Here is a 25,322-nt window from a genome sequence, read left to right as displayed (position 1 = left end):
TTTTTATTATGTTTTAATCAACAAAATCAAATTAATAGATCAATAAACACACACCCTCTTGTACGTTTAGATGCATCAATAGAAAACATGAATGCTCAAGCATTTTTCGTGACTTTATCAGTTCATTTATTGACATTTGTAAAATATTTAAGCGCATAAAAATTATGATACTTTTCGCGCCATTCTGTTACAAAGTGATTTGAGAGAACATATTAATGAAGCTGAATGCTATTCAAACGGCTCTTCTACTTAGCTTAGTTCCAACAACGACAACATTTGCCGCAGCACTGGATCGCTCAGGTCAATCAATTGCAGCATTTTTACAGCCAAATAACTATTTTGAAGCAGGTCTTACTGTTCTTGATCCCAATGTATCAGGTAAGGACACATCTCAAAACAATACAGGGAATATGGCGAATCATTATTACTCGCCAAATGCTGCCCTAAAAATTCAAGCAACGGATAAATTCTCGATTGGTTTGATCTATGACCAGCCTTATGGTGCAAATGCAGAATATACAGGCAAAAGTAACTTTATCGAAAGCCGCCCTTTACCTTTTAAAGGTGGTACATCAGTTACTGTCGATACTGAAAACTTAAACTTGTTATTCGGTTATCAACCAACACAAAACTGGAACCTTTATGCGGGTGCAGTTTATCAAACCTTAGACAGCACCGTGTTATTACGTGGTCAAAGCTATAGTGCCTATAGTGGTTATGATTTTAAAACAGGCCGTGATGAAGCAGTTGGCTGGTTAGCAGGGGTTGCTTATCAAATTCCTGAAATTGCACTCAAGACCTCTTTAACTTACCGTGCCAAAATCAAGCATGAAATGAATGCTTATGAAACTCATGGCATTGCAGGAATGACTGGCAATGCTGGTTTTGATGCGATTTTAAATAAAATCAATCATTCAACAGGCACAACTGAAATCACCACCCCTCAATCGGTTAACCTTGATTTCCAAACAGGGATTATGGAAAACACGATTGCATTTGCGAATTTACGCTGGGTGAACTGGAAAGATTTTGCCATTCGTCCATATAAATTTGGTGCTGCTTCAACATTACCTCCAATCGTTGCTTCAACAGGTAAAAAAGACGGTTTTGATCTGGTTGCATATACTGAAGATCAATACTCAATTACCGCAGGTGTTGGTCGTAAACTGAATGATCAATGGGCAGGAAATGTATCTGTGGGTTGGGACTCTGGTGCAGGTAATCCTGTGACCACACTGGGTCCAACTGAAGGTTATTGGAATGTTGGTATCGGTGTTCAATATAGTCCTACGCCTGCAACCTTTATTGCGGGTGGCGTGAAATACTTCTGGCTCGGCGATGCCAAAGCTCAATCAGGTTCACAATTCAACACACCAGGTTATGTGGCTGAATTTGAAAATAATGATGCCATCGCTTATGGTTTAAAGATTGGTTATAAATTCTAACTATCGACCCAAGATAAAAGGCGCTATTTAGGCGCCTTTTATCTTTTAATTTTCTCCAACATACTTAAAAGAAAGCTGGAGAGAATTCATTATTCAGGAATATCACGTTGCGATACCGAACGAATCGCCTGTTTTAATGCCTCATAACCATGCAATGGTGGGAACTGTGGAAATTCTGCAATCACATTGGCTGGTGCATCAAATAAGAAACCATGATCAGCTTCACCCAGCATCGTGGTATCGTTATAAGAATCACCTGCTGCAATGACACGGAAATTCAAACCATGTAATGCTTTTACCGCCTGACGCTTTTGATCAGGTTGACGTAATTTATACGCAGTAATCATGCCATTTTCATCAGTTTCAAGCTTATGACAGAAAATCGTTGGCCATCCCAATTGCTTCATGAGTGGATGCGCAAACTCATAAAAAGTATCAGATAAAATAATCAATTGGAAATGAGTACGTACCCATTCAACAAATTCTTTCGCGCCTTCAAATGGTCCCATATCAGCAATCACAGCTTGAATATCATTCAATCCCAAGCCATGTTGTTTTAAGATATTCAAACGTTGTGTCATCAGTACATCGTAATCTGGAATGTCACGTGTAGTTGCTTCGAGTTCTTTAATCCCTGTTTTTTTTGCAAAGTTAATCCAGATTTCTGGAACTAACACCCCTTCAAGATCTAGGCATACGATTTCCATGAATGCTTCCAATGTTGGTTAAAAATTGCTGTATCATAGCACTAAGATTATTCAATTTTTGCGCTGTTGTTGAATAAAATCATTTTATTCTGCAAGATTAAAATCAATGACAAGCACACTGCTTTGCTTCGATTGATTTACAATTGTGCCCAAGCCTATCGCCAGGAACATCCATGACTGTTATTCCGACTATTGACCTTGTAGATGCGCTCGCTGCTGAATATGCAGATAAATCGCCACGAGAAATTTTAGCACTTGCGTTAAGCCAGCAAGGTGAAATCGCAATTTCATTTTCAGGCGCAGAAGATGTTGTTTTAATTGATATTGCTTCTCGTCTTGGCAAGCCCTTCCGTGTTTTTAGTTTGGATACGGGACGTTTACATGCAGAGACTTACCAATTCATTGAAACTGTTCGTAAGCACTATAAGATCGATATTGAAATTTGCTTCCCTGAGTCTGCTGCAGTTCAGCAATTCGTGACTGAAAAAGGCTTGTTTAGCTTTTTTGAAGATGGACATCAGGAATGTTGTGGAATCCGTAAAGTACAACCTCTACGCAAGAAACTGGCAACATTAGATGGATGGATTACTGGCCAACGCAAGGATCAAAGTCCAACCCGTAGCGAGGTACCTGTGGTTCAAGCTGATGCTGGTTTTTCGGGTGAAGGCAAGCAATTGATCAAATATAACCCGCTTGCAAATTGGAGCAGTGCCGATGTCTGGAGTTATATCCGCATGATGGAAATTCCATATAACCCATTGCACGAACGCGGTTTTACTTCAATTGGTTGCGAACCATGTACACGTGCGGTGCTGCCAAATCAACATGAACGCGAAGGTCGTTGGTGGTGGGAAGAGGCCACGCATAAAGAATGTGGTTTGCACGCAGGCAACCTAAAAAAATAATCAATTACATATTTGGTATATTAAAACCACTGATTCGTCAGTGGTTTTATTTTTCCTGACTCGCCTGTCTAAAGTCATATTTTAACCAGAACAAACAGTATATACTGCGCAGAACGGTTCCAATAATTCTAATAAGAGCTCTTCGAGAGTATCTTAGAAAAAATGCGATGAGAGGCTAGATCTGCTATGCGCCCACTACACCCCATTGATTTTATCTTTCTCTCGCTAGAGAAAAGGCAGCAGCCTATGCATGTAGGCGGATTGTTTTTATTCGAGCTTCCAGAGAATGCATCACCCACGTTTGTGCACGATCTCGTCAATGAAATTCGCCAATCAAAAAGTATTCCTGTCCCACCATTTAACAATCAACTGAATGGTTTGTTCTGGGGTGAAGACAGCGAATTTGATCTGGATCACCACTTCCGCCATATTGCGCTGCCAAATCCTGGGCGTATCCGTGAATTACTGGTTTATATTTCACAGCAGCATAGCTCCTTGATTGATCGCGCTAAGCCTCTTTGGACCTGCGACATTATTGAAGGCATTGAAGGCAACCGTTTTGCCATGTATTTCAAAATTCACCATGCCATGGTGGACGGCGTCGCAGGTATGCGTCTGATTGAAAAATCACTTTCGCAAGATCCAAATGAAAAGCATGTAGTACCACTTTGGTGTGTAGAAGGTAAACGAACCAAACGCCTCAAAGCACCAAAGCCGCCGACTGTCAGCAAAATCAAAGGTGTGATGGAAGGGATTAAATCTCAGCTTGAAGTTGCCCCTAAAGTCATGCAAGAGCTGTCGCAAACCATTTTTAAAGAGATGGGCAAAAATCCAGATTATGTCTCAACCTTTCAAGCACCACCTTCTATTCTGAACCAACGCGTGAGTTCTTCACGTCGTTTTGCCGCACAATCCTTTGAACTCGGTCGTTTCCGTCGTATTGCCAAATCTTTGGGTGTAACGCTCAATGACGTGATTCTAGCGGTATGTTCAGGTGCTTTACGTGAATACCTGATCAGCCATAACAGCTTGCCAAAGAAACCTTTAATTGCGATGGTTCCAGCATCACTGCGTACCGACGATTCTGATGTCAGCAATCGTATTACCATGATTTTGGCCAATCTTGCGACCCATATTGAAGATCCAATTGAGCGTTTAGAAGTTATTCGCCGTAGCGTACAGAACTCGAAACAGCGTTTTAGCCGTATGACTGCCAATGAGATTTTGAATTATAGTGCAGTTGTGTATGGTCCAGCCGGTTTGAATATTGCATCAGGCATGTTACCTAAGCGTCAAGCCTTTAACCTTGTCATCTCAAACGTACCAGGTCCGCGTGAACCTTTATATTGGAATGGTGCAAAGTTAGATGCGCTCTACCCTGCATCGATTGTGATGGATGGACAGGCTTTGAATATCACCATGACCAGTTATTTAGATAAACTGGAAGTGGGTTTGATTGCATGTCGTAATGCTTTGCCAAAAATGCAAAATTTACTGACCCATTTAGAAGAAGAAATTCAACGCTTTGAGCAAGCGATTCAAGATTTACCACAGAAAGTGGCGAATTAAGGATTGAGAAAAAATTAAGGGGCTTTCAGTAGCCCCTTATTTTTTGATTGTGCGGCAACGTTGTAGCAGTTGATGGCAGGCTGAACGAATCATCGCCGTAGTAATCTGAACTTCTTTACCTTGGCTGTCTACCATATAACATGTATTTACAGGGTTGCTGTCTAAAACATGCTTGAAACCGTGGTTCACTAATCTTTCACTCACATTCATCGTTATATACCTCATATTATTTGCTAAGGGACCCAAAAGTACCTATGGCTCATTTTATGGTTCTAGTATTTAAAATTCGTGATAGAAAGTAAAATTTCAGTTGTAACAAGGCTTAAGCGAAATCTTGTTACAACTTTAGGTCAAAATGATATCGTATTGCTCTTGCGTATATAGATTTTCCACTTGGAATTTGATCACACGATTCACAAAATGTTCTAAATCCGCGACAGCTGGGGCTTCTGCTGTTAATAGCCGATCTATCACAGCTGGATGCGCAACGACAGTAAAGCCACCCTTGGAATCAAATGCACGCGCATAACGCATGATCTCTCGAAATATTTCGTAACATACTGTCTCTGCTGTCTTCACATAGCCCCGCCCTTGGCAGGTTGGACATGATTCACAAAGCAAATGTTCCAATGATTCACGCGTGCGTTTACGTGTCATTTCAACTAAGCCCAGCTCCGAAACTTGGGTAATTTTAGTTTTCGCATGATCACGTTCCAGCATTCGTTCAAACTGACGCATTACTTCTTCACGATGCTCAGCTTCCTGCATGTCGATAAAATCAATAATCAGAATCCCCCCCAAATTACGCAGACGCAGTTGTCTTGCGATCACTTGAGTCGCTTCCATATTGGTTTTAAATACCGTGTCTTCTAAGCTGCGCCCACCAACATATGAGCCGGTATTGACATCAATCGTGGTCATCGCTTCGGTCTGATCAATCATCAGATAGCCGCCAGACTTGAGTGCGACACGGGTTTGCAACGCTTTTTGAATATCTTCTTCGACGTTATACAAATCGAAAAGTGGCTTTTCGCCAGGATAATGAATTAAGCGATTTTGAATCGTCGGAACAAACTCATCGACAAATTCACTGAGCTTGCCATGAATCTCGCGTGAATCGACATAGATCTTCGCCGTTTCATCACTGGCTAAATCTCTGATGATACGTTGCGGTAAAGGCAATTCTTCAAAGATCAGTTCAGCCGTTGCCGCTTCTTTTTGTTTGCGCTGAATAAATTCCCAAAGTTTGCTGAGATAACACATATCTTGTGCAATCGCAGCTTCATCGACGCCTTCTGCCGCAGTACGAACAATGACGCTACCCGGCAAATTATGTTCTGCCTGAATATGTTCAATGATGCTACGTAGGCGGTCTCGCTCTTCTTCAGACTCAATTCGCTGCGACACACCAATATGATTACCATATGGCATCAACACCAGATAACGCGACGGGATAGAAAGATCAGTACTTAGACGAGCACCTTTGGTCCCCAACATATCTTTCATGACTTGGACAGTGAGCATCTGTCCCGGGTGTAACAGCTCAAAAACGTTTGGTGTCGGTTGCGAACGCGACCAAACCATATCGTTAATATGCAAAAAAGCGGTTCGAGACAAACCAATATCAACAAAGGCTGCTTGCATACCTGGTAGCACACGAACCACTTTACCTTTGTAGATATTACCTACTAACCCACGTTTTACAGTTCGCTCAACGAATAATTCATTGACCGTACCATTTTCAATCAATGCCACACGACATTCCATCGGCGTGACGTTAATCAGCAACTCTTCTGCCATAACAAACTCAAAATTTTATAAAAATTCTTATACCCGAAAGTGTCGTTCCCTGTATTGAAATACTTAGGCTTTAACGCTTTCTAATAACTGTGCGATCTCATGCAAAGGCAAACCCACGACATTGCTATAACTGCCTCGAATTTGTGGAATATATTGTGCTGCAATTCCCTGTATCGCATAAGCACCTGCTTTACCAATCGGTTCGCCCGTTGCCCAATATTTTTCCATTTCCGCATGACTGAGTTGCTGTAACTCAACTTGCGTTCTCACCACACGACTCAAAATCTGAGCAGAACTTGCAACACAAATTCCGGAATAGACATCATGCCATTGCCCAGAAAGCGTCGACCAGATGGAGAAAGCGTGTTGCTTTGACTCTGGCTTACCAATGATCTGCCCAGCAAAACTTAAACTGGTATCTGCCGCAATCACAATTGCGTCAGTATATTTATTTAAAACGACTTGTGCCTTCTCGCGCGCCAAGCGTTCAACATAATGCTCAACAGTCTCACCCTCATGCACCGCCTCATCGACATCTGGACGATAGATTTCAAAGTCCAAACCCAACTGCTGTAGTAGCTCCTGCCGACGAGGCGAGCTTGATGCGAGAATTATATGCGCCATTTATGTAAGCAATAATAAACCAATGGCCATGCCAGTACACTTGTCACAACCGGTTGCCAATGGCGCGCAATCGAAAAATGTGTACCTGCAATGGTCTGGCTAATCCACAAAAAAGTAATATGTGCAACAATCGCAATCACCGCAATCACCCACGAATTCCCAAAAGTGAGAATACGGCGCTCACGGATTAAATAGCGAATACCGAAACTGATTACAACAAAACTGAGTGCATTTAAGCCAAACGGTGCATCGAGCAGCAGGTCGGCAAACAGGCCCATGCCAAAAGCAAACCAGACACCACACCAAACAGGCTGATAGAGAATCCAGAACAGCATAATCATTAGCATGATGGATGGTCGCCAACCCGAGGCCTCATAGGCCATTGGATAAACCATCAATACAGAACCAATCACGATGGATAGAATAATCATCCATAGCGGATCTTTGCGTTTCTCATAATTGAGCTTAGCGATCGGCATAAGGTTGCTCCTGCGCTAAGGATTCAGAGAACAGCACCACAACATGATGACCACTGGCAAGTTGAGCTGCTGGAGTAACATCAATTTCAGCAAACTCACCTGAAGTATGACGACTGACTTTAGACACAGTTCCCACTAAATAACCTGCTGGGAAATGTTCGCCTAAACCTGAACTAAAGACTTTGTCACCAACCTGAATATTGGCACTGGTAGGCACATATTCCATTTTGAGTTGACCCAAATCGCCAGTACCCGAAATAATCGCACGCATTCCGGTACGCTCTAAACGCACAGACAATGAATGCTCTTTATCAGACAACAGCATGATACGGGCACTATGTGGATAGACATTAATAATCTGCCCCATAATCCCTTTATCGTCTAGAACAGTTTGTCCCGCACTTAAATGATCCACTGAACCACGGTTAATGATAATAATATGGCGTAATGGGTCTGCATCCGTTCCAATCACTTCCGCAATTTGCATACGTCCATCAATAATCAATGGCGTATCCAAAAGCCCTCTTAAACGGTTATTTTCCGCAGAGAGTTCTGAAAGTTTTTGGAGGCGGACTTGTGCTTGTAGCAGTTCAGCTTGCATTGCGGTGTTTTCACGACGCAATTGCGCTTCAGATTTGGTTTGTTGGTTAAGCCATTCTCGCGACAGTACAGGATAGCTTGCCAGCGCATAAATTGGATTATACGCGGCGTACAAGACATCCCTTGCAGGTTGAATTACATAAGGCATGCGCCAATCAAAGAAAAGCACCACCAAACATGTAATCACCGCAATAACAAATGAGCGAAAAGATGGCGGTTGTCTTGAAAAAAGATTCGGTTGCACCGCCTAGTCCTTATGATTTAACCAACGAAAAGCATGTCGTGGTTTGGATTGTCAAAGAACTCTAATACTTTACCGCCGCCACGAGTGACACAAGTTAAAGGATCATCTGCAACAATTACAGGCAAACCTGTTTCTTGCGCAAGCAATTTATCTAGGTTACGCAATAATGCACCACCACCTGTCAGCACAATACCGCGCTCTGCAATATCCGAAGACAATTCAGGTGGCGTTTGTTCTAGTGCAGATTTAACAGCACTCACAATGCTTTGTAACGGATCAGAAATGGCCTGCGTAATTTCATCAGAAGTCACCGTAATCGCGCGAGGTACGCCCTCAGCCAAGTTGCGACCGCGAACTTCGATCTCTAGGGTCTTGCCATCAGCAACAGCCATACCCACTTCTTTTTTAATGACTTCGGCTGTCGTTTCCCCGATCACACAACCGTGTGCTTTACGCACATAATTGATGATTTGCTCATCAAATACATCACCACCGATACGTAATGAATCAGCGTAGACGCAACCCTGTAATGAAATGATTGCAATTTCAGTGGTACCACCACCAACATCGACCACCATCGAACCACATGCTTGCTCAACAGGCATACCCGCACCAATTGCAGCAGCCATTGGCTCTTCGATTAAACGTACATCACGCGCACCTGCATTAAATACAGCTTCGCGAATCGCACGACGCTCAACCAATGTCGATTTACAAGGTACACAGACCACGACACGCGGTGCTGGCGGGAATAAACGCTTTTCATGCACTTTGCCAATGAACTGATTCAACATGGTCTCAGTGACTTCAAAATCAGCAATCACACCGTCTTTCATCGGACGAATTGCTGAAATATTCGCTGGTGTACGGCCTAACATTTGTTTAGCATCAATACCTACAGCGGCAACAATTTTTTGTGAACCACTATGGCGAATTGCCACAACAGTTGGTTCATTTAATATAATGCCACGGCCTGGTGCATAAATAAGTGTATTTGCAGTACCTAAATCAATGGCTAAATCCGGCGAAAACAAGCCAATTAGTCGTTTTAGAATCACGGGGGCGTTCTCAATTAAACTTTGTGTGAATACAAGGTGGCAACTTTAACTAAATGTGATGATTTGAACAAGTCAATCGCTTATTATAACGCACGATATTTTGAAATTTTTTAATACTGAATTAGGTAAAGTTATGTCTACATCATCAGATGCTCAGCAGACAACTGACTTAAATGCGCAAACGGTCTCGCAAATTGCACACCTTGCACGTTTATCTCTCAATGACACGCAATCTGCTGAATATGCTCAAAGTTTGAATAAAATCCTTGGCATGATGGAAAGCTTGAAAGGCATTAATACCGATGATGTTGAGCCTTTAAAGAGCCCATTTGACAACCCGCAACCCTTACGCGCTGACGTTGTGACTGAAAGCAACCATCGTGATGAATATCAAGCGGTCGCACCTGCTACAGAAGCAGGTTTATACCTCGTACCTCGCGTAATTGAATAAGTTTTATTCGATTAGTCAATATTTTATATTTAGAATGTAAAGAAATTTTTCATATGACAGATTTACATCGCTTATCAATCCGTGAACTCTCTGAAGGCTTAAAACAAGCCCAATTTTCATCACGCGAATTGACTGAACATTATTTAAAGCGTATTGCCCAAATTGACCCGAAAGTAAAAAGTTATGTGACGGTTACCGCAGAACAGGCTCTTGCTGAAGCGAATGCAGCCGATGCAGCACTGAAAGCAGGCAATGCACACGCGCTGGCAGGTATTCCACTTGCCCACAAAGATATTTTTTGTACCCAAGGCATTAAAACCACTGCGGGTTCAAAAATGCTGGATAACTTCATTTCACCTTATGATGCAACGGTTGTTGCAAAAGCCAAAGCTGCGGGTCTCGTGACTTTAGGTAAAGTGAACATGGATGAATTCGCCATGGGTTCAACCTCTGAAAACTCTTATGTCGGTGCAACCTCTAACCCTTGGGCACTGGATCATGTTCCGGGTGGTTCATCAGGTGGTTCTGCAGCAGCTGTCGCGGCTGATCTTGCGCCAATCGCAACAGGTACCGATACAGGTGGCTCAATTCGTCAACCTGCTTCATTCTGCGGCTTAACAGGCTTAAAACCAACCTATGGTCGTGTATCTCGCTTCGGTATGATTGCGTATGCATCATCTCTCGACCAAGGCGGTCCAATGGCACGTTCTGCGGAAGACTGTGCTTATTTGATGAATGTCATCGCAGGTCATGATGCCAAAGACTCGACTTCGATCAACAAAGAAGTGGATGATTACGTTGCTAACCTAAACGGTACGGCAGTGAAAGGTCTACGCATTGGTATTCCAAAGCAATACTTCAATGTGGCCGGTTTAGACGCTGATGTAAAAGCACGCGTTGAAGAATCGTTGAAAAAGCTTGAAGACATGGGCGCGATCTTGGTTGAGATTGATCTCCACATGACTGAAGCTTATGTACCGACGTACTACTTGATCGCGCCTGCGGAAGCTTCTTCGAACCTATCACGTTTTGACGGTGTCCGTTATGGCTACCGTTGTGAAAATCCTGTGGACTTGATGGACTTGTACAAGCGTTCACGTTCAGAAGGTTTTGGTGCTGAAGTACAACGTCGTATCTTGATCGGGACTTATGCCCTTTCTGCGGGTTACTACGATGCCTACTATGTCAAAGCACAAAAAGTACGTCGTTTGATCCAACAAGATTTCCTCAAAGCATTTGAAAATGTTGACGTGATTGCTGCGCCATCTGCACCAACCACAGCCTATAAGATCGGTGCGAATCTCAGCCCGACTGAAATGTATTTAGGCGATATCTATACCCTTGCTGTGAACTTGGCAGGTCTACCAGCCATCAACGCACCTGTTGGTTTTGATAAAGACAGCTTGCCTGTGGGCTTACAGTTGATTGGTAACTACTGGTCAGAATCACAATTGCTTTCGATTGTGCATCAATATCAACAAAATACAGACTGGCATACCAAACGTGCGGCAATTGCTGAGGAGAATGCATAATGGCTGAAGCTCAAAAGTTAAAGCTTATTGACGGTTGGGAAGTCGTTATCGGGATTGAGATCCACACGCAGTTGGCGACCAAGTCTAAAATCTTTTCAGGTTCATCGACTGAATTTGGTCAAGACCCAAATACACAAGCCAACCTTGTTGATTTGGCCATGCCGGGTGTGTTGCCAGTATTGAATGCTGAAGTGGTTGATCTTGCAATTCGCTTTGGTTTGGGTATCGATGCCTATATCGACCAAGCCTCTGTGTTTGCACGTAAAAACTACTTCTACCCAGATTCGCCAAAAGGCTACCAGATCAGCCAGATGGACAATCCGATTGTGGGCTTGGGTCATATCGACATCCAGCTTGAAGATGGCACTGTGAAGCGTATTGGCGTAACACGTGCCCATCTTGAAGAAGATGCAGGTAAATCGATCCATGACCAGTTCGAAGGTATGTCGGGTATCGACTTAAACCGTGCGGGCACACCATTGCTTGAAATCGTATCTGAGCCGGATATGCGTTCGGTTGAAGAAGCGGTTGCCTATATCAAATCGATTCACACCCTAGTGCGTTGGTTAGGTATTTCTGACGGTAACATGGCAGAAGGTTCATTCCGTGCCGACTGTAATGTGTCACTCCGTCGTCCGGGTCAACCTTTTGGTACGCGTTGCGAGTTGAAAAACCTCAACTCATTCCGTTTCATTGAGCAAGCGATCAATGTCGAAATTGAACGCCAAATGGAAATTTTGGAATACGGCGGCGAAATTGATCAGGAAACCCGTTTGTTCGATCCGAACAAGATGGAAACCCGTTCTATGCGTTCGAAAGAAGAAGCGAACGACTATCGCTACTTCCCAGATCCAGACTTGTTGCCAGTAATTATTGCTGACGAACAAATCGAAGCGGCACGTGCTGCCCTTCCAGAACTACCTAAAGCGCGCCGTGCACGCTTTATCGCTGACTTTGCTGTAACTGAGTATGATGCGCATGTATTGACGCTGTCACGCGAAATGGCGGACTTCTACGAAGCTGTTGTGGCTGCTGCTGGCGGTGCGAAGCAAGGTAAAGTCTCTGCAAACTGGGTAATGGGTGAATTCTCAGGTGCTTTAAACAAAGCGGGCCTAGAATTGGCGGACTCTCCTGTTTCTGCTGAGCAATTAGGTGGCATGATTGCACGTATTGTCGACAATACCATTAACGGCAAAATTGCGAAGCAAGTGTTTGGCTTTATGTGGGAAGCAGAAGGAAAATCTGCGGATGACATCATTGCTGAGAAAGGCTTGAAGCAAGAAACCGATACCGGTGCGATTGAAGCGATTATCAAAGACGTACTTGCAGCCAATGAAAAAATGGTTGAAGAGTACAAGTCTGGTAAAGAAAAAGCCTTTAATGGTCTGGTTGGTCAAGTCATGAAAGCGGCAAAAGGTAAAGCCAACCCAGCCCAAGTAAATGAATTAATGAAGAAATTGATTGGTTAAACTGATTTAATTTCAAAAGAAAACCCGCTTTAGAGCGGGTTTTTTGGTTTTTATAGGATAAAATACCCGCACAATAAATTTTTAAACTAAAACTGACATGATTATTCAACTTATGAAAAATAGATTACTCTTAGGTGCCTGTTTGCTTTTGATCAGCAATTCTAATTTTGCACAAACACCTCAAGTCCCGAAAGCGGATACTGATGCTATTTTCAAAGCAGCAGGTTTTACAAAAAGTAAAAAGGGCTGGAAAAGTGATTGTTCAGTCGGTGAAATTACAGCTTATGCCGATTTAAACAGTGATGGGCTGAAAGATGCAATCGTTTCAGATTACGGCACCATGTGTTATGGCAATACAGGCGTTGGTTATTATATTGTGGCCCAACAGAAAAACGGTCAATGGAAAACCATTTTAAAAGAAGCTGGTATGCCTGAATTTTTAAAAACGAAAGGAACAGATGACTGGCCTGATATTGAGAATGGTGGGCCTGGTTTCTGTTTTGAAGTTTTACGCTGGAATGGTCAAGCCTACAAGGTTAATCGCTACGAATACGAAGGCAAGGCTTGTAAATTAGATTAAAGGTTATAATAAATCAAAATTATATGTAAAATCAAAATAGTGATTTTACATATTAGGGACTATAAAAATCATGGCTCAAACTAAAACAGTTTTTAACATCACAGAAGAAAGAACATCCAAGCTGGCTGTTTTAATCGATGCAGATAATGCCTCAGCAAAAGATATTAAAAATATTCTAGATGAACTTACAAAATATGGGGAAGCAACAGTAAAGCGAATTTATGGAAATTTTGTTAGTCAAAATGGTAACTGGAAACAAGCTATTAATGATTTAGCCATCAAGCCAATGCAACAATTTGCTTATACCACAGGGAAAAATGCTACTGATGGTTTTATGATTATTGATGCAATGGATTTGCTTTATACGAATCGATTTGATGGTTTTGCCCTAATTTCAAGTGATAGTGATTTCACTGCTTTAGCTATTCGTATTAAAGAACAAGGAGCAACCGTTTATGGCTTTGGTAAAATGCAAACGCCCGAAGCATTTAAAAATGCTTGCTCACATTTCACATATGTTGAAAATTTAAGCAATGAAAATGATACTGAAATCATTCAACCGTTGCCAACTAAACAGCAAACAAATATTAAAACACCTCAAAAAGAAACAAAAAAAACAGAAAGCACTCCAATAATCAGCAATATTAGTCATAAACTACCATTATCAACAATTAAGCAAATTTTCGATAATCATGATGCTGAATGGATACCCGCTTCGTCTTTCACGTCTCAATGGAAGTTATTACAAAATGACTTCGACCCAAGAAATTATGGTTTCAAAAAAGTTGTAGATTTAATCAAAAGCCATACCGATATTTTCAAGTATGATGAGCGTCTATTAGAAAATGGACACAGACAAATATATATAAAATTAAAAGATTAAATTATCCAATATTAATAAAATGCTAAGTCTAATATAACTAATTTATTGTATGGCCTTCTATTCTTAGAATGGAAGGCCTAAAACATCACTGCCCTCTTAACACACCCAACTTATTCCAGATATCAGGTGTTAAAAAAGTCGTAACCAATTTATTCAAATCAATATAACGCAAGGTACCTTGCAACTGCTGTCTAACCGCAGGGTCTTTGACAATATCCTGACCTGCACTCTGACCTAACTGTTGAAAAGCCTGTCCAACTGCTTGAATGCCCTCAGCTTGAATCACTGCTTTGGTTTGTGTCGAACACTGCTCCACAATCACACGCTGTAACACCTGTGCCAATTTCTGATCCAACTGGGTTTTCTGCTCAGGTGTAACATTACTAAAAGACTTTAAATCTGGATGTGCCGCTAAAGCCGTGAAAGTCCATTGCAAAACCGTAGTCTTATCTGCTGCCGTTGTGGCTTTCACTAAACAATCACTCAATTGATCCACAGTTGGCCCTGCCATCGCCACTTGGGTTGTACCCAACACAGCCGCAGCCATCAACACAGAACGACTCAAATGAGAAAATTTACGGCGGGCAGAAGTATAAACACGAGACATAAGCACAGTTCCAAATTGCAATCTTCCCTTTGTACCATGCTCTGTCTAGATCATCTGTTATGACGCTGTAAATTGCGTAAGTCCACGCCCTTAAAGCTTTGGCAAAATGTAAAAACCATGATGATGGTAAATCACTCAACCTGCACCCTCATAATCCCATTCTTCTGGAATATTCGGTTGTTCAGGTGCTTTATTTAAATCAATATTCAGGTTGCGGCTGCCCTTAAATGATTTCTCACCCGAATCTGACGCAGGTGATACATCCAGACTGTAGCGGTAACGGAATTGCCAAAGCATCGGCTTGATCGGACGAATATCCAGACTCAAACTATCTTCATCATGGCACTTGCCCTTAGAGCTTTCATAATCCTGTTCGGAGAAACAGGCCCGAATCATACGGCTAAAATTAAAAGGATAGTTTTCAATAAAGCGATGCGTTTTACCTGAATCCTTTAACTCATAAAAGCTGGCCCGTTCAATTCCTGCCCCACCACCTGAATACATTTCCGAAAAGGTATCAATCACTGCAACGGCATAACGGTTTTGATCCATAGGAAACAGTTTAGGGAAAATATATTGGCTAGATCGTGCCATTTCTTCCGTAGCCGCCAATTCAATACGCCACTGCTTTAACAATTTAAAACCTGTGGTCGAAGTCGCAAACTGGGCAATATTTCCCTCAGATAATAACCATAAGGTTTGATCTGGTGTTTTCAAACTCTGCCATTGTGTGCGCTGCTGACACAGCTCTTTGACTTGTTCACAGAGTTGTGTTTGTTCCGTTGCACTCAGTTGCCCCTTTTTAAAGTCAAGAATCTGTAAAGGTGCAGCAAAAACTGATGCACTAAAATAGGCGGATGCACCTATTAAAATCATTCCACCTAAACCCATCTTATATTTAAGCATTGTGTTTCCTTAGGCTATTTTTATATTCACAATATTATTTGACGATTGCTTCAATCTGATCAAGTTCCCACACTCCACCCGCAGCAAGCCCTCGACACATCCCTGTCCAGCGATCTAGCGTATGTACAAACTTCTGCCCATCCCAGACCCATTCATCACTCGACCAGCAATCACCAATACCGCGCCCTTTCTGCGAACTGCTGAGAATCCCATTATAAAACTCAGAGGAATGTTCCGTCACAAAAGTGGCTTTATTAGCCAGTGACTCATCCAATACCCATGCACCATAACCTTCGTTATATGCACCTCGCCAACATAGGGTAGCTGCCAAAACTTTTTTATTGGTCAATTTATAGAGATCAATTGCTTGAGGTGCTGTTTGCTTACCATCATAAGCCCCTTCACAAAAGCCTTCTTGTTTCGGAATTGGCTGGGCAGCCATCAAGTTTTGATAGAGTGCAGCATAGCGTTTGTCTGTTGGCCGCAATGTCAGATAAGGCTTACTGGATGTTTTGATCTGCTTGACGGTAAATTTGGGTTGAGCGGCCAATACCTTGGACTCATCTGCCTTGCCCTTTTTAATTAAAGCGCCCACTGTTCCAATACGTTTTTGAAAATCATCCATTTTCAGTAATACCGCAGTCATCCCCTTATCTGAGATTTGCCAATGTAGATTAGCATTTTTAAACACGATTTCGGTCTTTTTCTTAGATTGCTGTAATAAGGCATTGACTTGATTTGTAGAGAGTTGCCCCATCAGTGGGAATTCTGTTCCATCGACGGGCACCTGTCCAAAGTCTTTGCCATTCACATAAAAAAGGAGATTTTTAAGCTTTGCTGCGGGCATAGACGGTTGTTCAAAACGAGCCAATGCAAATTCAACCTGTACAGGCTGTCTTGCACCTGCCTGACGGGTCAATAACAGCGATGCGGGTTCATCATCACTATATTCATTGTAATAACCTGCTGCTCGGCAAGTGCCTGTATTGCTACAGTAAATTTCCCAATCTTCGTGTGAGAATGAAATGCCTTTAATATCTTGGGCAAAAGCATTGGAACTCAGGACAATAAGGGAACAGGCTGAAAGAATCTTTTTCATAAGACTTATGCTCTAGGCCGTCTAATTTCAATACTATTATTTTAATCATTATGAATACTGACATGATTACTCATACTATATACGTTTTAACGCTACAGATTAAGCAACTTTACCAAAAAACAAATAAACACAAGCAACTGTTTTTCAAATAAATTTTAATTGTTTTTCTTTAAAAAGAATTCAACCACAAATGCAATAGGAGTTGTAATATAGAGCAGCATTCTAAGCATCATATACCCAATCAAAAGGAGAACATCACTCACAATGAAATTAGCATCCTCTCTATTAAGTTGAATAAATAATATAGAGACTAGAACGCTAGAGAAAATGATAGAAATAAATGCTCTAAGAGAATAATTTTTAATAAATTTAGTAAAAAAGAAAAATAGATTTGCAATGAAAGTAACTAACAAAGTAAAAGCTAAAACATGGTCTACAATAATATGTCTATGAAAATAATCATAAGAATAAACAAAACAGATGGTCAGTTGTAAATTGAGTAATCCCCACCCTAGATAGCTTGGCTTCATCATGGTTTATTTCTCAATATTTTTATTGGGTTAGCGATTTTATCAAGTTCCTTTTTCAACTTAGATGGTAAGAAAATATCAGGTGGAAAATTCTTAAATACACCGATCCCTGTGATTGAATTGGAGGTACATCTAGAACAGCTCAAAATGCCACTGCAACCCTCTTCATTTAAAATTCTGTCTTCAATCTTTAGGAACTCATCTTTAGAAAGATAAAATGTATAAATATACACTTCACCACCATCGGCTAGTTGATATTCTAAGTAACTTCTATAGACATCCGCTCTCTTCTGCGGTTCATAAATAGGAAACAGTCGTAAACGCCCTTCAGCGATTTCTGGATAATAAAAGCTCCCATTGGGATCAAATATTTCAAACCCTTTCGGACTGATAAGCAACATTCCAGCATGTGTACCGACCATAACATCATTATTATTTACCATAATCGTAATTCTGTAGGAAGTTTTCACCTCAATTTTTACTGGATCTTTTTTATTGTTACCTCCTACGGTCAATGTCTTATTTAAAATTTTCATTAAAAAATCTTTCCAAATCAAAATCATTAATTTCTATTGTTATATTTTCAGCTCTTTCGCTATTCGATATATTATTTGTATATCCATTTTTATCAGTAACACCCTCTTCTATCTCCCCATTTTCTCTATGTATTCGATATGGAATCCCCGAGAGTATATTTCCTGTTTTCTGGTCAACAAGCATAAATTGATCAGAGAAGAATTGACCATTTACATAATCTGTCAGTAGAGGTACGACGTTTACGAATGTATCTTTTCCAGTGCTACTGTTACGGACAGCTAAATCTGAAATTTTTATATACCTTGAACCACAAGTAGAGACATCACCAGCAACAATTGGGTTTCGTCCATTCACTTGTATGAACCCTCTTTCCGTAGCAATCGCTTTTGATCAAACTTTGCATCGAGGACAATAATGAGTCATTCCTTCTAGGTGAATAGCCTTTCCATCGACTAACCATATTTCCACACCTTCCAGAATTTTTCCACCATGATCAGTGAAGCAACCTCTTGTTATAAATGCTTGCATATCTGACTAGCTCTAATTAAGAAAATATTAGCACTAGATTAGTTGTTTTACTTTTGTTCCCTTAATTTTTTAAAAAAAATAAATTATTTAATTATTATTATTAATTCATAGTTTTAATAAGGCATGAATTCTAACTAGAAAAGCCTTTATAAACTCTTACCCTATTAATTAGAGCAATGAGAATCTAAGTAGAATCCAGTCAATTTTTTTTATTATGATTCAAATCTGCTTTCCCCCATATCTCAAACAATATGTTAATTTTAACTCAACCCAAAACATCATCTGAAAATGAAAACATTAATCTCTATTCTTACTATTTTATTCGCATTATCAGCCACTTCAATTCATGCAGAGGTCAGCACCTTTAAGCCGATCTTTCCCAAATTTTCAAATACAACGCTAGAGCGAAAAGCCGAAAATCAAATTTATGCCTTGGGTGAAGTGTCCTTTGCCAACGATGTCCGTGTTCCCTATTATGGCGTTACTGCGTTGAATCCTGCCGATGAAGGCTTATTAAAAGACTTTAAAAGCTGTACAGCAAAAAGCTGCCATTTCGATTTTAAACTGGATACAAATCAGGCCAAGCAACTTAAATTAGTTGCGCTACCTGAAATTGGCGCAGTACTTGTACCCAAAGATTGGCACGATGTGGAGGCACATGCGGGCGCAAATGGTACGGGTTCAGCCCTACTGATGAGTCCAGATCAAAAACAGGCCATAGAATTATACGATTCATCCTTCTGTGTCGGTTGCGGCATGCCCAATGCCACGCTTTACTTTCCCAATCTGTTAAAAGAGAGTATTGAAAATGAGTTTGGCGGCTATAAAGATCCACAAAAATTGGTGACCGTAGTGCATCCTTCTAAACAAGTGGCTTTCTTTAGCTATCAGATTGCAAACGTCAATAATAAAACCCATGGCGTCGCGAAATACCATGACGAGGACACCTTCAATTTTAGAGAAATCATCGTCACGCTGGACAAATCACAGCAGCATTTAGTTGGGCCCATTTTAAACTTCTATCACTTTAACCATTGAGCCATTTCAAACCGCTTGACTGGCTTTGAGTAAACTCAAGAAATGCTCAACCCGAACACTATTGCCTTTGGCACGGCAAATTGCATAGATCGGAGCGATACAGGGCTTTTTCGCTTCTAGCGGTTTGTACACAATTTGCTTATTCCAAAAGTCCTGAATTGAGGCTGGGACAATTGATAGTCCAATCCCCGCTGCAATCAGATTCAGGCTCGAAGTTAAACGAGGGGCTTCTTGCACAATGTTGGGACTAAACCCTGCCTGATAGCAATTTGCCAAAATATTATCAAACAAGTCTTGCCCCGCAATACGGCGATACAACACAAACTCATACGGTTCTAAATCGAGTAGGCGGATTGATCCTGCTTGCTCAGCCAAAGGATGATTACTTGGTAAAGCCACAATCAAGGGCTCATCCAGTACATGTATGCTTTGTACTTCGGCATGAATCGGCGCAGGTTTGCGTAGGAAAACGATATCCAGTTTTTCATTGATCACTGCATCGGTTAAGGCGGTACTGCTATCTTCTTCCAAATGAATGGCGACAGCAGGAAACTTTTCCCTGAATTGACGCAAGAGGGCAGGCAAAAAAGGATGCAGCCCTGCGGAGTTGGTAAAGCCAATATTGATTTGACCTTCCAAACCTTGCGCAATGTTTTTGACCCGTTTCGGAATCGACTGAGCATGCGCCAGAATGGTAATCGCTTCCTGATATAAAGCCTTACCTGCTTCCGTTACCTCCACACCTCGCGGCAGACGTTTGAGCAAAGCCGTATCCAGCTCTTCTTCCAGACTTTTAATCAGTCGGGTCAGTGGCGGCTGTTGCATATGCAGTCTAACCGCTGCTTTGGAGATATTGCTTTCTTCCACCACAGCAACGAATGCATTGAGTTTATGAATATCAATCATACATACCCTAAAAGTATAGATAACGGCAAAAATAGCATTTGTGAATATACCACAAATCTTTCATGCTATAGCTCACAAGGTTGAACAGAAAGGTAATCCAATGAAAGCCCAAGCCCTATCAATAGAGAGTGAACCACTAGCGACTGCTCCTGATTGTAAGGCACTTTTTACGGGATTTATGAAATTGGGGTTGATGGGTTTTGGTGGCGTACTGCCACTGGCACATCGCATTATCGTTGAAGAACATAAATGGATTGATGCTGGCAAATTTACCGACTTACTTGGCGTGTGCCAGTTATTGCCAGGCGGTAACATCATCAATATGGCCGTTGCCATTGGAATGGAATTCCAAGGCGTGAAAGGTGCGATCAGCTCAGTCCTCGGTTTAATCTCTGCCCCGACTGCAATTGTACTGATCATCTATCAGGTCTATGAGCATTTCCAGTACCTCCCCGCAGTCAAACACATGATTCAAGGTTTGGCCGCTGCTGCCGCAGGCTTACTGTTTGCGACAGGATTTAAGATGCTCAAGCCGATTTTAAAAAGCTATCTGACCATTTTCACCATTGGCCTGACCTTCGTATTTATGATCTGGATCAAGCTGCCCTTAGCACTGACTTTAGCGATTTTACTGGGCATTAATATGCTGGTTCTAGGAGTGAAAAAATCATGATCTTAGTCACCCTTGCTGTCGTTTTTACTCAGCTTTCGCTACTGGCTTTTGGGGGTGGTAATGCTATTCTCCCTGAAATGCAGCACCAAGTGGTAACCGTACATCAATGGATGAGTGCAGAACAGTTTAGTTCGCTGTTTGCCATGGCACAGGCTGCCCCAGGCCCGAATATGATGATTGTACCTTTGGTCGGTTGGCATGTCGCAGGTCCAGCAGGACTATTGGTCACTTCTCTCGCGAAGTTTGGCCCATCTTCAATCATCACCATTTATGCACTGAAATTCTGGGAACGTTTTAAAGCCAATCCATTACGGGCACGTTTTGAAAAAGCGTTGAAACCGATTACTGTAGGTTTAGTTCTGGTCAGTGCATGGTTGATTGCGGATGCATCTGCACAGAATCTGCTTTTGGTCATCATCGTGATTTTGACAGCCATCCTCGGCATGTTTAAAAAAATTCATCCGCTTTGGGTCATGGCCGCAGCCGCAGGGCTTGGAATTGCCTTCCTTTAAAAGGGCAATAAAAAACCTGCTTGATGCAGGTTTTTTATTGAATCTTGAATTACCAGATACTGACCCGTTTTTCAGGCGCTAAATACATTTTATCTCCCGCTTTGATCTTGAAAGCATCATAGAACGGCGCTTGATTGACTAAAGCACCATTGGCGCGAACTTTATCTGGTGCGTGTGGGTCGGTTTTTAAATACACAATCGCTTGTGCTTGACGGGTTTTGGCACGCCAAACTTGCGTCCAGCCCATATAGAAACGCTGCTCACCCGTACGCCCCTCGATCACAGGCGCAGGTTTACCTGCTAACGAAATTTGATACGCTTTATAAGCAATCGATAGACCCGAATTATCGGCAATATTTTCACCCAAGGTCAGTTCACCATTGACGTGATAGCCTGCAATCGGCTCATAGGCATTATATTGCGCAACCAAAGCCTGTGTTTTGGCTTTAAACTTCTGATGATCTTGTTTGGTCCACCAATTACGCATATTGCCCAATTCATCAAACTGGCTGCCCTGATCATCGAAACCATGGCTGATCTCATGCCCGATCACACTGCCAATCCCACCATAGTTCACTGCATCATCAGCATCGATATTAAAGAATGGCGGTTGCAAAATTGCAGCAGGAAAGACAATTTCATTGGAGGATGGATTGTAATAGGCATTCACGGTTTGCGGAGTCATAAACCATTCATCACGATCCACAGGTTTGCCTAACTTATCCAAACTGTCTTGATGCTCAAATTCTCTGGCACGAATCACATTACCAATCAAATCACCGTCTTTAATCTCAAGTGCTGAATAATCACGCCATTTGTTTGGATAGCCGACCTTAATCGATAAGCTGGCCAATTTCTTTTTAGCCTGCACTTTGGTTGCAGGACTCATCCAGTCCAATTGGCTAATACTTTGATCATAGGCTTGGATCAAATTCTGCACCAAGGCATCCATACGCTGTTTTTTCTCTGCAGAAAAATGTTTTTCCACATAGATTTTGCCTAGACCATCGCCCAATACTGCATTCACGGTTTGTACACCACGCTTCCAGCGGACTTCTTGTTCTGCAACATCACGCAAGGTTTTGCCGTAAAACTCAAAACTTTCATCAACCAAGGCCTTGTTTAAGAAGGGTGAAAAATTACTGATCAAGTTCCATTTAAAATAAGCTTTCCACACATTTAAAGGGGTTTTATTGATCACTGGATCAAGTGCTTTGAAATAGCTTAATTGATGCACCTGAATGGTCTGAATTTTGTCTTTGACCCCGACTGTATTGAGATAACTATCCCAATCAAAGCTACGACTTAACTTATTTAAATCTTTAAGTGGGTAAATATTGTAACGCTTAGATAAATCACGGTTTTGTACATTACTCCACTGGATTTTTGCTAAGTCTGTTTCGAGCTTGAGAATGTCTTGTGCATGCTGTGCCGCTTGCTGATCACCAGACAGTTGCAGCATCCGCTCAATATGCTTCAAGTATTTAGCGCGAGTTTCCACAAACTTCTGATCATCTTTTAGATAATAGTCACGATCTGGTAAACCCAAACGACGCTGTGCCAGACCTGCAATCATTACATCGGAATGCTTCATATCCTGATCAATACTGATATCAAACGGTGTTCTGACGCTAATACGAGAGAAATGCCCCATTAATTGAGCAAAATCTTGTTTGTTTTGAATTGCATCAACCTGTGCCAGTTCTTGCTGTAAAGGTTTAATGCCTTTCGCTTCAATCTCTTTTTCATCCATAAAGCTGGCATATAGGCTGGAAACTTTTTGTTCGACCGTTCCTGTTGCCCATTTTTTTGTACTAAGCTCTTCAACAATCGCATGTAACTGATTGGTCGATAGCTCATGTAATTCGTTAAATGCGCCCCAACGTGATTTATCTGCAGGAATCTCAGTCTCTTTTAACCATGTGCCATTTACATAGTTATAAAAATCATCATTGGCAGACACGCTTTGGTCGATATACTGTTGGTCTATGCCTGAAACTTTTTGTGTTGGGGAGAATTGAATTGCTTGATCTGCCCATACAGTTGCAGTAAAGGCAGTCAGTGCAAGCGCCAATGCACTTTTGAGCAATATAGGTTTCATGATTTATCCTATTTATTTAGGTTTTAAGCGATACAAGAGAGAAATGAAAGATCATTAATTTTATCAAGCGACTATAGTGAAGTACTTTGATCAAATAAAGTCATTTTCGTTGCAATATATATTCACTTTTCACATAAAAACCACAAACTCGCTAAAACCGTTGGCAATAAAAAAGCCTTAGCATTGAGCCAAGGCTTCTTTTATTAACCAACTAAACGATTAATCCAAAGTTTTTTCAAAAGCTTTAAGACGCTTATAAATGGATAATAATTCAATAATCGTTGGCCATGATGTAATCAGGTATTGAAAGGACTTTCTCACTTGTTGGAATACATTCAGAATTTGCATCATGATCCCTAAAGTAACAGCACCCGCTGCAATTGAAGGCGCAAGTATAAAAATCCCATATAAATTATCTAATTGTAGGTACCAAATACGTACTAAATTAAAATAGGTATAATGAAAGTACAGTTTAAAATAATTCAAACGAACCTTACTAAAGAGTTCTTTTAGAGTCAAAGGATCAGCTCGATTTGCATGATCTTCTCCATAAACTAACTCTTTACGATATGCAGCCTCAACTTTTTGATTATTAAACTCTAAACCAGGAAGCTTATATCCAACCAACATCAAAACAACTGTCCCGAAGATTGCCCAACCTAAAGCAGCAATCATTAACGCATGGGGAATTTCGCCAACGACTGGTAAAACCTTTACATGAACTGAGAGTTGCAACAAGATTGGCAAAAAGGCAATCAGTGTCATGATTGCTTCAATAAAACTGACTCCTAAACTTTCTGAAGTTTTTGCAAAACGCATCGTGTCTTCTTGTACACGTTGTGAAGCACCTTCAATATGACGGAGTCTATCCCAGAACTGGGTATAGTATTCATTCATCGCTGTACGCCAGCGGAATATATAATGACTGACAAAAAATAAATTCAGGACCGCGATGGTGACATAGACCATCGCAATAAAGATAAAAGTCAGCATCTCAGTATAAAGCAGATTAAGTTCTCCACCTCCACTAGATACCATTTTCTGAATTAAATTATAAAAAGGTTGATACCAAGCATTGATCACTACATCAACCTGAACACTGAACCAGATATTAAACAGAATAAAAGCTGATCCCCAAATCGACCAAGCTTGCCATTTATTGTCTGAGCATATCCGCCAAAAAACAGCAAATAATGCTGTTGCGATAAAAAACCAGATATAAAACCAAAGAAATGAAGGTGCCCAGAAGCGACTGACATCAATCGGTAGTTCCGCATCAGTATAACCTTTGGCAAAACCTAGATATTCACCCCAGCTATGACCACCGGTGTACCACAGCAACATATTGAGGGATAACCATACGATGACAGAAATAAAAAACAAACGTGGGTTGGGAAAGAAAGACTTAAACATCTGTTTAACAATCCTTGTTAGGTAGCGACTCATTTGACTAGGTCATCCTATGACCTGAAACTTAAAACTGTCTGATAAAAAAGTTTGATGATTTGTAGTTATTTACCTGTTTTTTTCTCTTTTTAA

General features: G+C 41.2%; 28 protein-coding genes. 11 read left to right on the top strand and 17 right to left on the bottom strand.

Annotated features, from left to right (window positions below; all coding sequences use genetic code 11):
* Positions 1-215 precede the first annotated feature (215 nt).
* Positions 216-1,445: an outer membrane protein transport protein gene (locus MN869_RS04705; RefSeq protein ID WP_241304738.1), complete on the top strand. Its 1,230-nt coding sequence runs from the start codon at positions 216-218 to the stop codon at positions 1,443-1,445.
* 89 nt (positions 1,446-1,534) lie between these two features.
* On the opposite strand, the gene thrH is transcribed toward MN869_RS04705, so the two are convergent.
* Positions 1,535-2,152, bottom strand: coding sequence for a bifunctional phosphoserine phosphatase/homoserine phosphotransferase ThrH (gene thrH, locus MN869_RS04700; RefSeq protein ID WP_004652299.1), 618 nt, complete (start codon positions 2,150-2,152; stop codon positions 1,535-1,537).
* A gap of 173 nt (positions 2,153-2,325) precedes the next feature.
* Here thrH and MN869_RS04695 point away from each other — a divergent pair, with 173 nt between their 5' ends.
* Complete coding sequence (locus MN869_RS04695) at positions 2,326-3,057, top strand: phosphoadenylyl-sulfate reductase (RefSeq protein ID WP_005206012.1); 732 nt, start codon at positions 2,326-2,328, stop codon at positions 3,055-3,057.
* A gap of 186 nt (positions 3,058-3,243) precedes the next feature.
* Complete coding sequence (locus MN869_RS04690; protein ID WP_004802995.1) at positions 3,244-4,626, top strand: wax ester/triacylglycerol synthase family O-acyltransferase; 1,383 nt, start codon at positions 3,244-3,246, stop codon at positions 4,624-4,626.
* A 36-nt stretch (positions 4,627-4,662) separates the two neighbouring features.
* On the opposite strand, the gene MN869_RS04685 is transcribed toward MN869_RS04690, so the two are convergent.
* From MN869_RS04685 to MN869_RS04660, 6 genes are all read right to left on the bottom strand, one after another.
* Positions 4,663-4,836 (bottom strand): PA1571 family protein, encoded by a 174-nt coding sequence (locus MN869_RS04685; RefSeq protein ID WP_004775299.1) that lies wholly within the window; start codon positions 4,834-4,836, stop codon positions 4,663-4,665.
* Between the two features lie 135 nt (positions 4,837-4,971).
* Positions 4,972-6,426, bottom strand: a complete 1,455-nt coding sequence (rng, locus tag MN869_RS04680; protein ID WP_004802994.1) for a ribonuclease G — start codon at positions 6,424-6,426, stop codon at positions 4,972-4,974.
* Between the two features lie 63 nt (positions 6,427-6,489).
* Positions 6,490-7,050, bottom strand: coding sequence for a Maf-like protein (locus tag MN869_RS04675; RefSeq protein ID WP_241304737.1), 561 nt, complete (start codon positions 7,048-7,050; stop codon positions 6,490-6,492).
* On the bottom strand, positions 7,038-7,529 hold the full coding sequence (gene mreD, locus MN869_RS04670) for a rod shape-determining protein MreD (RefSeq protein WP_005206019.1): 492 nt from the start codon (positions 7,527-7,529) through the stop codon (positions 7,038-7,040). Before mreD ends, MN869_RS04675 begins: the two co-directional genes overlap by 13 nt.
* The gene (mreC, locus tag MN869_RS04665) at positions 7,516-8,373 is read right to left on the bottom strand and encodes a rod shape-determining protein MreC (RefSeq protein ID WP_004802987.1); all 858 of its coding nucleotides are present in this window, start codon (positions 8,371-8,373) and stop codon (positions 7,516-7,518) included. Before mreC ends, mreD begins: the two co-directional genes overlap by 14 nt.
* 17 nt (positions 8,374-8,390) lie before the next feature.
* Positions 8,391-9,431, bottom strand: a complete 1,041-nt coding sequence (locus tag MN869_RS04660; RefSeq protein ID WP_004652309.1) for a rod shape-determining protein — start codon at positions 9,429-9,431, stop codon at positions 8,391-8,393.
* Between the two features lie 133 nt (positions 9,432-9,564).
* Between MN869_RS04660 and gatC the strand changes: the two genes are divergently transcribed.
* The 5 genes from gatC to MN869_RS04635 all read left to right on the top strand — a co-directional run bounded on the left by gatC (position 9,565) and on the right by MN869_RS04635 (position 14,346).
* Positions 9,565-9,882, top strand: coding sequence for an Asp-tRNA(Asn)/Glu-tRNA(Gln) amidotransferase subunit GatC (gatC, locus tag MN869_RS04655; protein ID WP_004652310.1), 318 nt, complete (start codon positions 9,565-9,567; stop codon positions 9,880-9,882).
* A 53-nt stretch (positions 9,883-9,935) separates the two neighbouring features.
* The gene (gene gatA, locus MN869_RS04650; protein ID WP_241304736.1) at positions 9,936-11,414 is read left to right on the top strand and encodes an Asp-tRNA(Asn)/Glu-tRNA(Gln) amidotransferase subunit GatA; all 1,479 of its coding nucleotides are present in this window, start codon (positions 9,936-9,938) and stop codon (positions 11,412-11,414) included.
* Positions 11,414-12,883, top strand: a complete 1,470-nt coding sequence (gene gatB / locus MN869_RS04645) for an Asp-tRNA(Asn)/Glu-tRNA(Gln) amidotransferase subunit GatB (protein WP_241304735.1) — start codon at positions 11,414-11,416, stop codon at positions 12,881-12,883. Before gatA ends, gatB begins: the two co-directional genes overlap by 1 nt.
* A 97-nt stretch (positions 12,884-12,980) precedes the next feature.
* A complete protein-coding gene (locus MN869_RS04640) occupies positions 12,981-13,463 on the top strand; it encodes a hypothetical protein (protein WP_005322608.1) in 483 nt (160 codons plus the stop codon).
* Positions 13,464-13,533: 70 nt separating this feature from the next.
* The gene (locus MN869_RS04635; protein ID WP_005322607.1) at positions 13,534-14,346 is read left to right on the top strand and encodes an NYN domain-containing protein; all 813 of its coding nucleotides are present in this window, start codon (positions 13,534-13,536) and stop codon (positions 14,344-14,346) included.
* Between the two features lie 85 nt (positions 14,347-14,431).
* On the opposite strand, the gene MN869_RS04630 is transcribed toward MN869_RS04635, so the two are convergent.
* The 7 genes from MN869_RS04630 to MN869_RS20470 all read right to left on the bottom strand — a co-directional run bounded on the left by MN869_RS04630 (position 14,432) and on the right by MN869_RS20470 (position 18,553).
* Positions 14,432-14,953: a hypothetical protein gene (locus MN869_RS04630; protein WP_005322606.1), complete on the bottom strand. Its 522-nt coding sequence runs from the start codon at positions 14,951-14,953 to the stop codon at positions 14,432-14,434.
* Between the two features lie 135 nt (positions 14,954-15,088).
* Positions 15,089-15,859 (bottom strand): hypothetical protein, encoded by a 771-nt coding sequence (locus MN869_RS04625; protein WP_241304734.1) that lies wholly within the window; start codon positions 15,857-15,859, stop codon positions 15,089-15,091.
* 34 nt (positions 15,860-15,893) lie between these two features.
* Positions 15,894-16,958 carry a DUF1176 domain-containing protein gene (locus tag MN869_RS04620; protein WP_241304733.1) on the bottom strand — a complete coding sequence of 355 codons (1,065 nt, stop codon included), beginning with the start codon at positions 16,956-16,958 and terminating at the stop codon, positions 15,894-15,896.
* A 155-nt stretch (positions 16,959-17,113) separates the two neighbouring features.
* A complete protein-coding gene (locus MN869_RS04615; RefSeq protein ID WP_241304732.1) occupies positions 17,114-17,491 on the bottom strand; it encodes a hypothetical protein in 378 nt (125 codons plus the stop codon).
* The gene (locus MN869_RS04610; protein WP_241304731.1) at positions 17,488-18,024 is read right to left on the bottom strand and encodes a hypothetical protein; all 537 of its coding nucleotides are present in this window, start codon (positions 18,022-18,024) and stop codon (positions 17,488-17,490) included. Before MN869_RS04610 ends, MN869_RS04615 begins: the two co-directional genes overlap by 4 nt.
* Entirely contained in the window at positions 18,008-18,379 is a 372-nt protein-coding gene (locus tag MN869_RS04605) for a hypothetical protein (RefSeq protein WP_241304730.1), read from the bottom strand. Before MN869_RS04605 ends, MN869_RS04610 begins: the two co-directional genes overlap by 17 nt.
* A gap of 36 nt (positions 18,380-18,415) precedes the next feature.
* Entirely contained in the window at positions 18,416-18,553 is a 138-nt protein-coding gene (locus MN869_RS20470; RefSeq protein ID WP_338149692.1) for a PAAR domain-containing protein, read from the bottom strand.
* Between the two features lie 288 nt (positions 18,554-18,841).
* Here MN869_RS20470 and MN869_RS04600 point away from each other — a divergent pair, with 288 nt between their 5' ends.
* The gene (locus tag MN869_RS04600) at positions 18,842-19,591 is read left to right on the top strand and encodes a DUF4850 domain-containing protein (protein WP_241304729.1); all 750 of its coding nucleotides are present in this window, start codon (positions 18,842-18,844) and stop codon (positions 19,589-19,591) included.
* 6 nt (positions 19,592-19,597) lie between these two features.
* Here the strand turns inward: MN869_RS04600 and MN869_RS04595 are convergent, their stop codons facing one another.
* Positions 19,598-20,497, bottom strand: a complete 900-nt coding sequence (locus tag MN869_RS04595) for a LysR family transcriptional regulator (RefSeq protein WP_004802973.1) — start codon at positions 20,495-20,497, stop codon at positions 19,598-19,600.
* 100 nt (positions 20,498-20,597) lie between these two features.
* On the opposite strand from MN869_RS04595, the gene MN869_RS04590 reads away from it, so the two are divergent.
* Together MN869_RS04590 and MN869_RS04585 are read left to right on the top strand one after the other, a co-directional pair.
* The gene (locus MN869_RS04590; RefSeq protein WP_004652328.1) at positions 20,598-21,170 is read left to right on the top strand and encodes a chromate transporter; all 573 of its coding nucleotides are present in this window, start codon (positions 20,598-20,600) and stop codon (positions 21,168-21,170) included.
* Positions 21,167-21,682 (top strand): chromate transporter, encoded by a 516-nt coding sequence (locus MN869_RS04585; protein WP_241304728.1) that lies wholly within the window; start codon positions 21,167-21,169, stop codon positions 21,680-21,682. Before MN869_RS04590 ends, MN869_RS04585 begins: the two co-directional genes overlap by 4 nt.
* Positions 21,683-21,731: 49 nt before the next feature.
* On the opposite strand, the gene MN869_RS04580 is transcribed toward MN869_RS04585, so the two are convergent.
* Together MN869_RS04580 and sbmA are read right to left on the bottom strand one after the other, a co-directional pair.
* The gene (locus MN869_RS04580) at positions 21,732-23,783 is read right to left on the bottom strand and encodes a M13 family metallopeptidase (protein WP_241304727.1); all 2,052 of its coding nucleotides are present in this window, start codon (positions 23,781-23,783) and stop codon (positions 21,732-21,734) included.
* A 219-nt stretch (positions 23,784-24,002) separates the two neighbouring features.
* A complete protein-coding gene (gene sbmA, locus MN869_RS04575; RefSeq protein WP_241272114.1) occupies positions 24,003-25,196 on the bottom strand; it encodes a peptide antibiotic transporter SbmA in 1,194 nt (397 codons plus the stop codon).
* Positions 25,197-25,322 lie beyond the last annotated feature (126 nt).

The sequence above is a fragment of the Acinetobacter sp. NIPH1876 genome (assembly GCF_022808535.1).
GTDB classification, from domain to species: domain Bacteria; phylum Pseudomonadota; class Gammaproteobacteria; order Pseudomonadales; family Moraxellaceae; genus Acinetobacter; species Acinetobacter higginsii.
Note: the sequence above shows the minus strand (reverse complement) of the source record. Positions and strands in the feature narration are given on the sequence as shown.

Coding starts and splice junctions, on each gene's coding strand:
- MN869_RS04580 (WP_241304727.1), bottom strand. CDS start 23,783: ATGAAACCTATATTGCTCAAAAGTGCATTGGCGCTTGCACTGACTGCC.
- rng (WP_004802994.1), bottom strand. CDS start 6,426: ATGGCAGAAGAGTTGCTGATTAACGTCACGCCGATGGAATGTCGTGTG.
- MN869_RS04600 (WP_241304729.1), top strand. CDS start 18,842: ATGAAAACATTAATCTCTATTCTTACTATTTTATTCGCATTATCAGCC.
- gatA (WP_241304736.1), top strand. CDS start 9,936: ATGACAGATTTACATCGCTTATCAATCCGTGAACTCTCTGAAGGCTTA.
- MN869_RS04675 (WP_241304737.1), bottom strand. CDS start 7,050: ATGGCGCATATAATTCTCGCATCAAGCTCGCCTCGTCGGCAGGAGCTA.
- MN869_RS04610 (WP_241304731.1), bottom strand. CDS start 18,024: ATGAAAATTTTAAATAAGACATTGACCGTAGGAGGTAACAATAAAAAA.
- MN869_RS04630 (WP_005322606.1), bottom strand. CDS start 14,953: ATGTCTCGTGTTTATACTTCTGCCCGCCGTAAATTTTCTCATTTGAGT.
- MN869_RS04640 (WP_005322608.1), top strand. CDS start 12,981: ATGATTATTCAACTTATGAAAAATAGATTACTCTTAGGTGCCTGTTTG.
- gatB (WP_241304735.1), top strand. CDS start 11,414: ATGGCTGAAGCTCAAAAGTTAAAGCTTATTGACGGTTGGGAAGTCGTT.
- MN869_RS20470 (WP_338149692.1), bottom strand. CDS start 18,553: ATGCAAGCATTTATAACAAGAGGTTGCTTCACTGATCATGGTGGAAAA.
- MN869_RS04685 (WP_004775299.1), bottom strand. CDS start 4,836: ATGAATGTGAGTGAAAGATTAGTGAACCACGGTTTCAAGCATGTTTTA.
- MN869_RS04625 (WP_241304734.1), bottom strand. CDS start 15,859: ATGCTTAAATATAAGATGGGTTTAGGTGGAATGATTTTAATAGGTGCA.
- thrH (WP_004652299.1), bottom strand. CDS start 2,152: ATGGAAATCGTATGCCTAGATCTTGAAGGGGTGTTAGTTCCAGAAATC.
- sbmA (WP_241272114.1), bottom strand. CDS start 25,196: ATGTTTAAGTCTTTCTTTCCCAACCCACGTTTGTTTTTTATTTCTGTC.
- MN869_RS04635 (WP_005322607.1), top strand. CDS start 13,534: ATGGCTCAAACTAAAACAGTTTTTAACATCACAGAAGAAAGAACATCC.
- MN869_RS04695 (WP_005206012.1), top strand. CDS start 2,326: ATGACTGTTATTCCGACTATTGACCTTGTAGATGCGCTCGCTGCTGAA.
- MN869_RS04595 (WP_004802973.1), bottom strand. CDS start 20,497: ATGATTGATATTCATAAACTCAATGCATTCGTTGCTGTGGTGGAAGAA.
- MN869_RS04615 (WP_241304732.1), bottom strand. CDS start 17,491: ATGATGAAGCCAAGCTATCTAGGGTGGGGATTACTCAATTTACAACTG.
- MN869_RS04705 (WP_241304738.1), top strand. CDS start 216: ATGAAGCTGAATGCTATTCAAACGGCTCTTCTACTTAGCTTAGTTCCA.
- MN869_RS04690 (WP_004802995.1), top strand. CDS start 3,244: ATGCGCCCACTACACCCCATTGATTTTATCTTTCTCTCGCTAGAGAAA.
- MN869_RS04585 (WP_241304728.1), top strand. CDS start 21,167: ATGATCTTAGTCACCCTTGCTGTCGTTTTTACTCAGCTTTCGCTACTG.
- gatC (WP_004652310.1), top strand. CDS start 9,565: ATGTCTACATCATCAGATGCTCAGCAGACAACTGACTTAAATGCGCAA.
- mreD (WP_005206019.1), bottom strand. CDS start 7,529: ATGCCGATCGCTAAGCTCAATTATGAGAAACGCAAAGATCCGCTATGG.
- MN869_RS04620 (WP_241304733.1), bottom strand. CDS start 16,958: ATGAAAAAGATTCTTTCAGCCTGTTCCCTTATTGTCCTGAGTTCCAAT.
- MN869_RS04590 (WP_004652328.1), top strand. CDS start 20,598: ATGAAAGCCCAAGCCCTATCAATAGAGAGTGAACCACTAGCGACTGCT.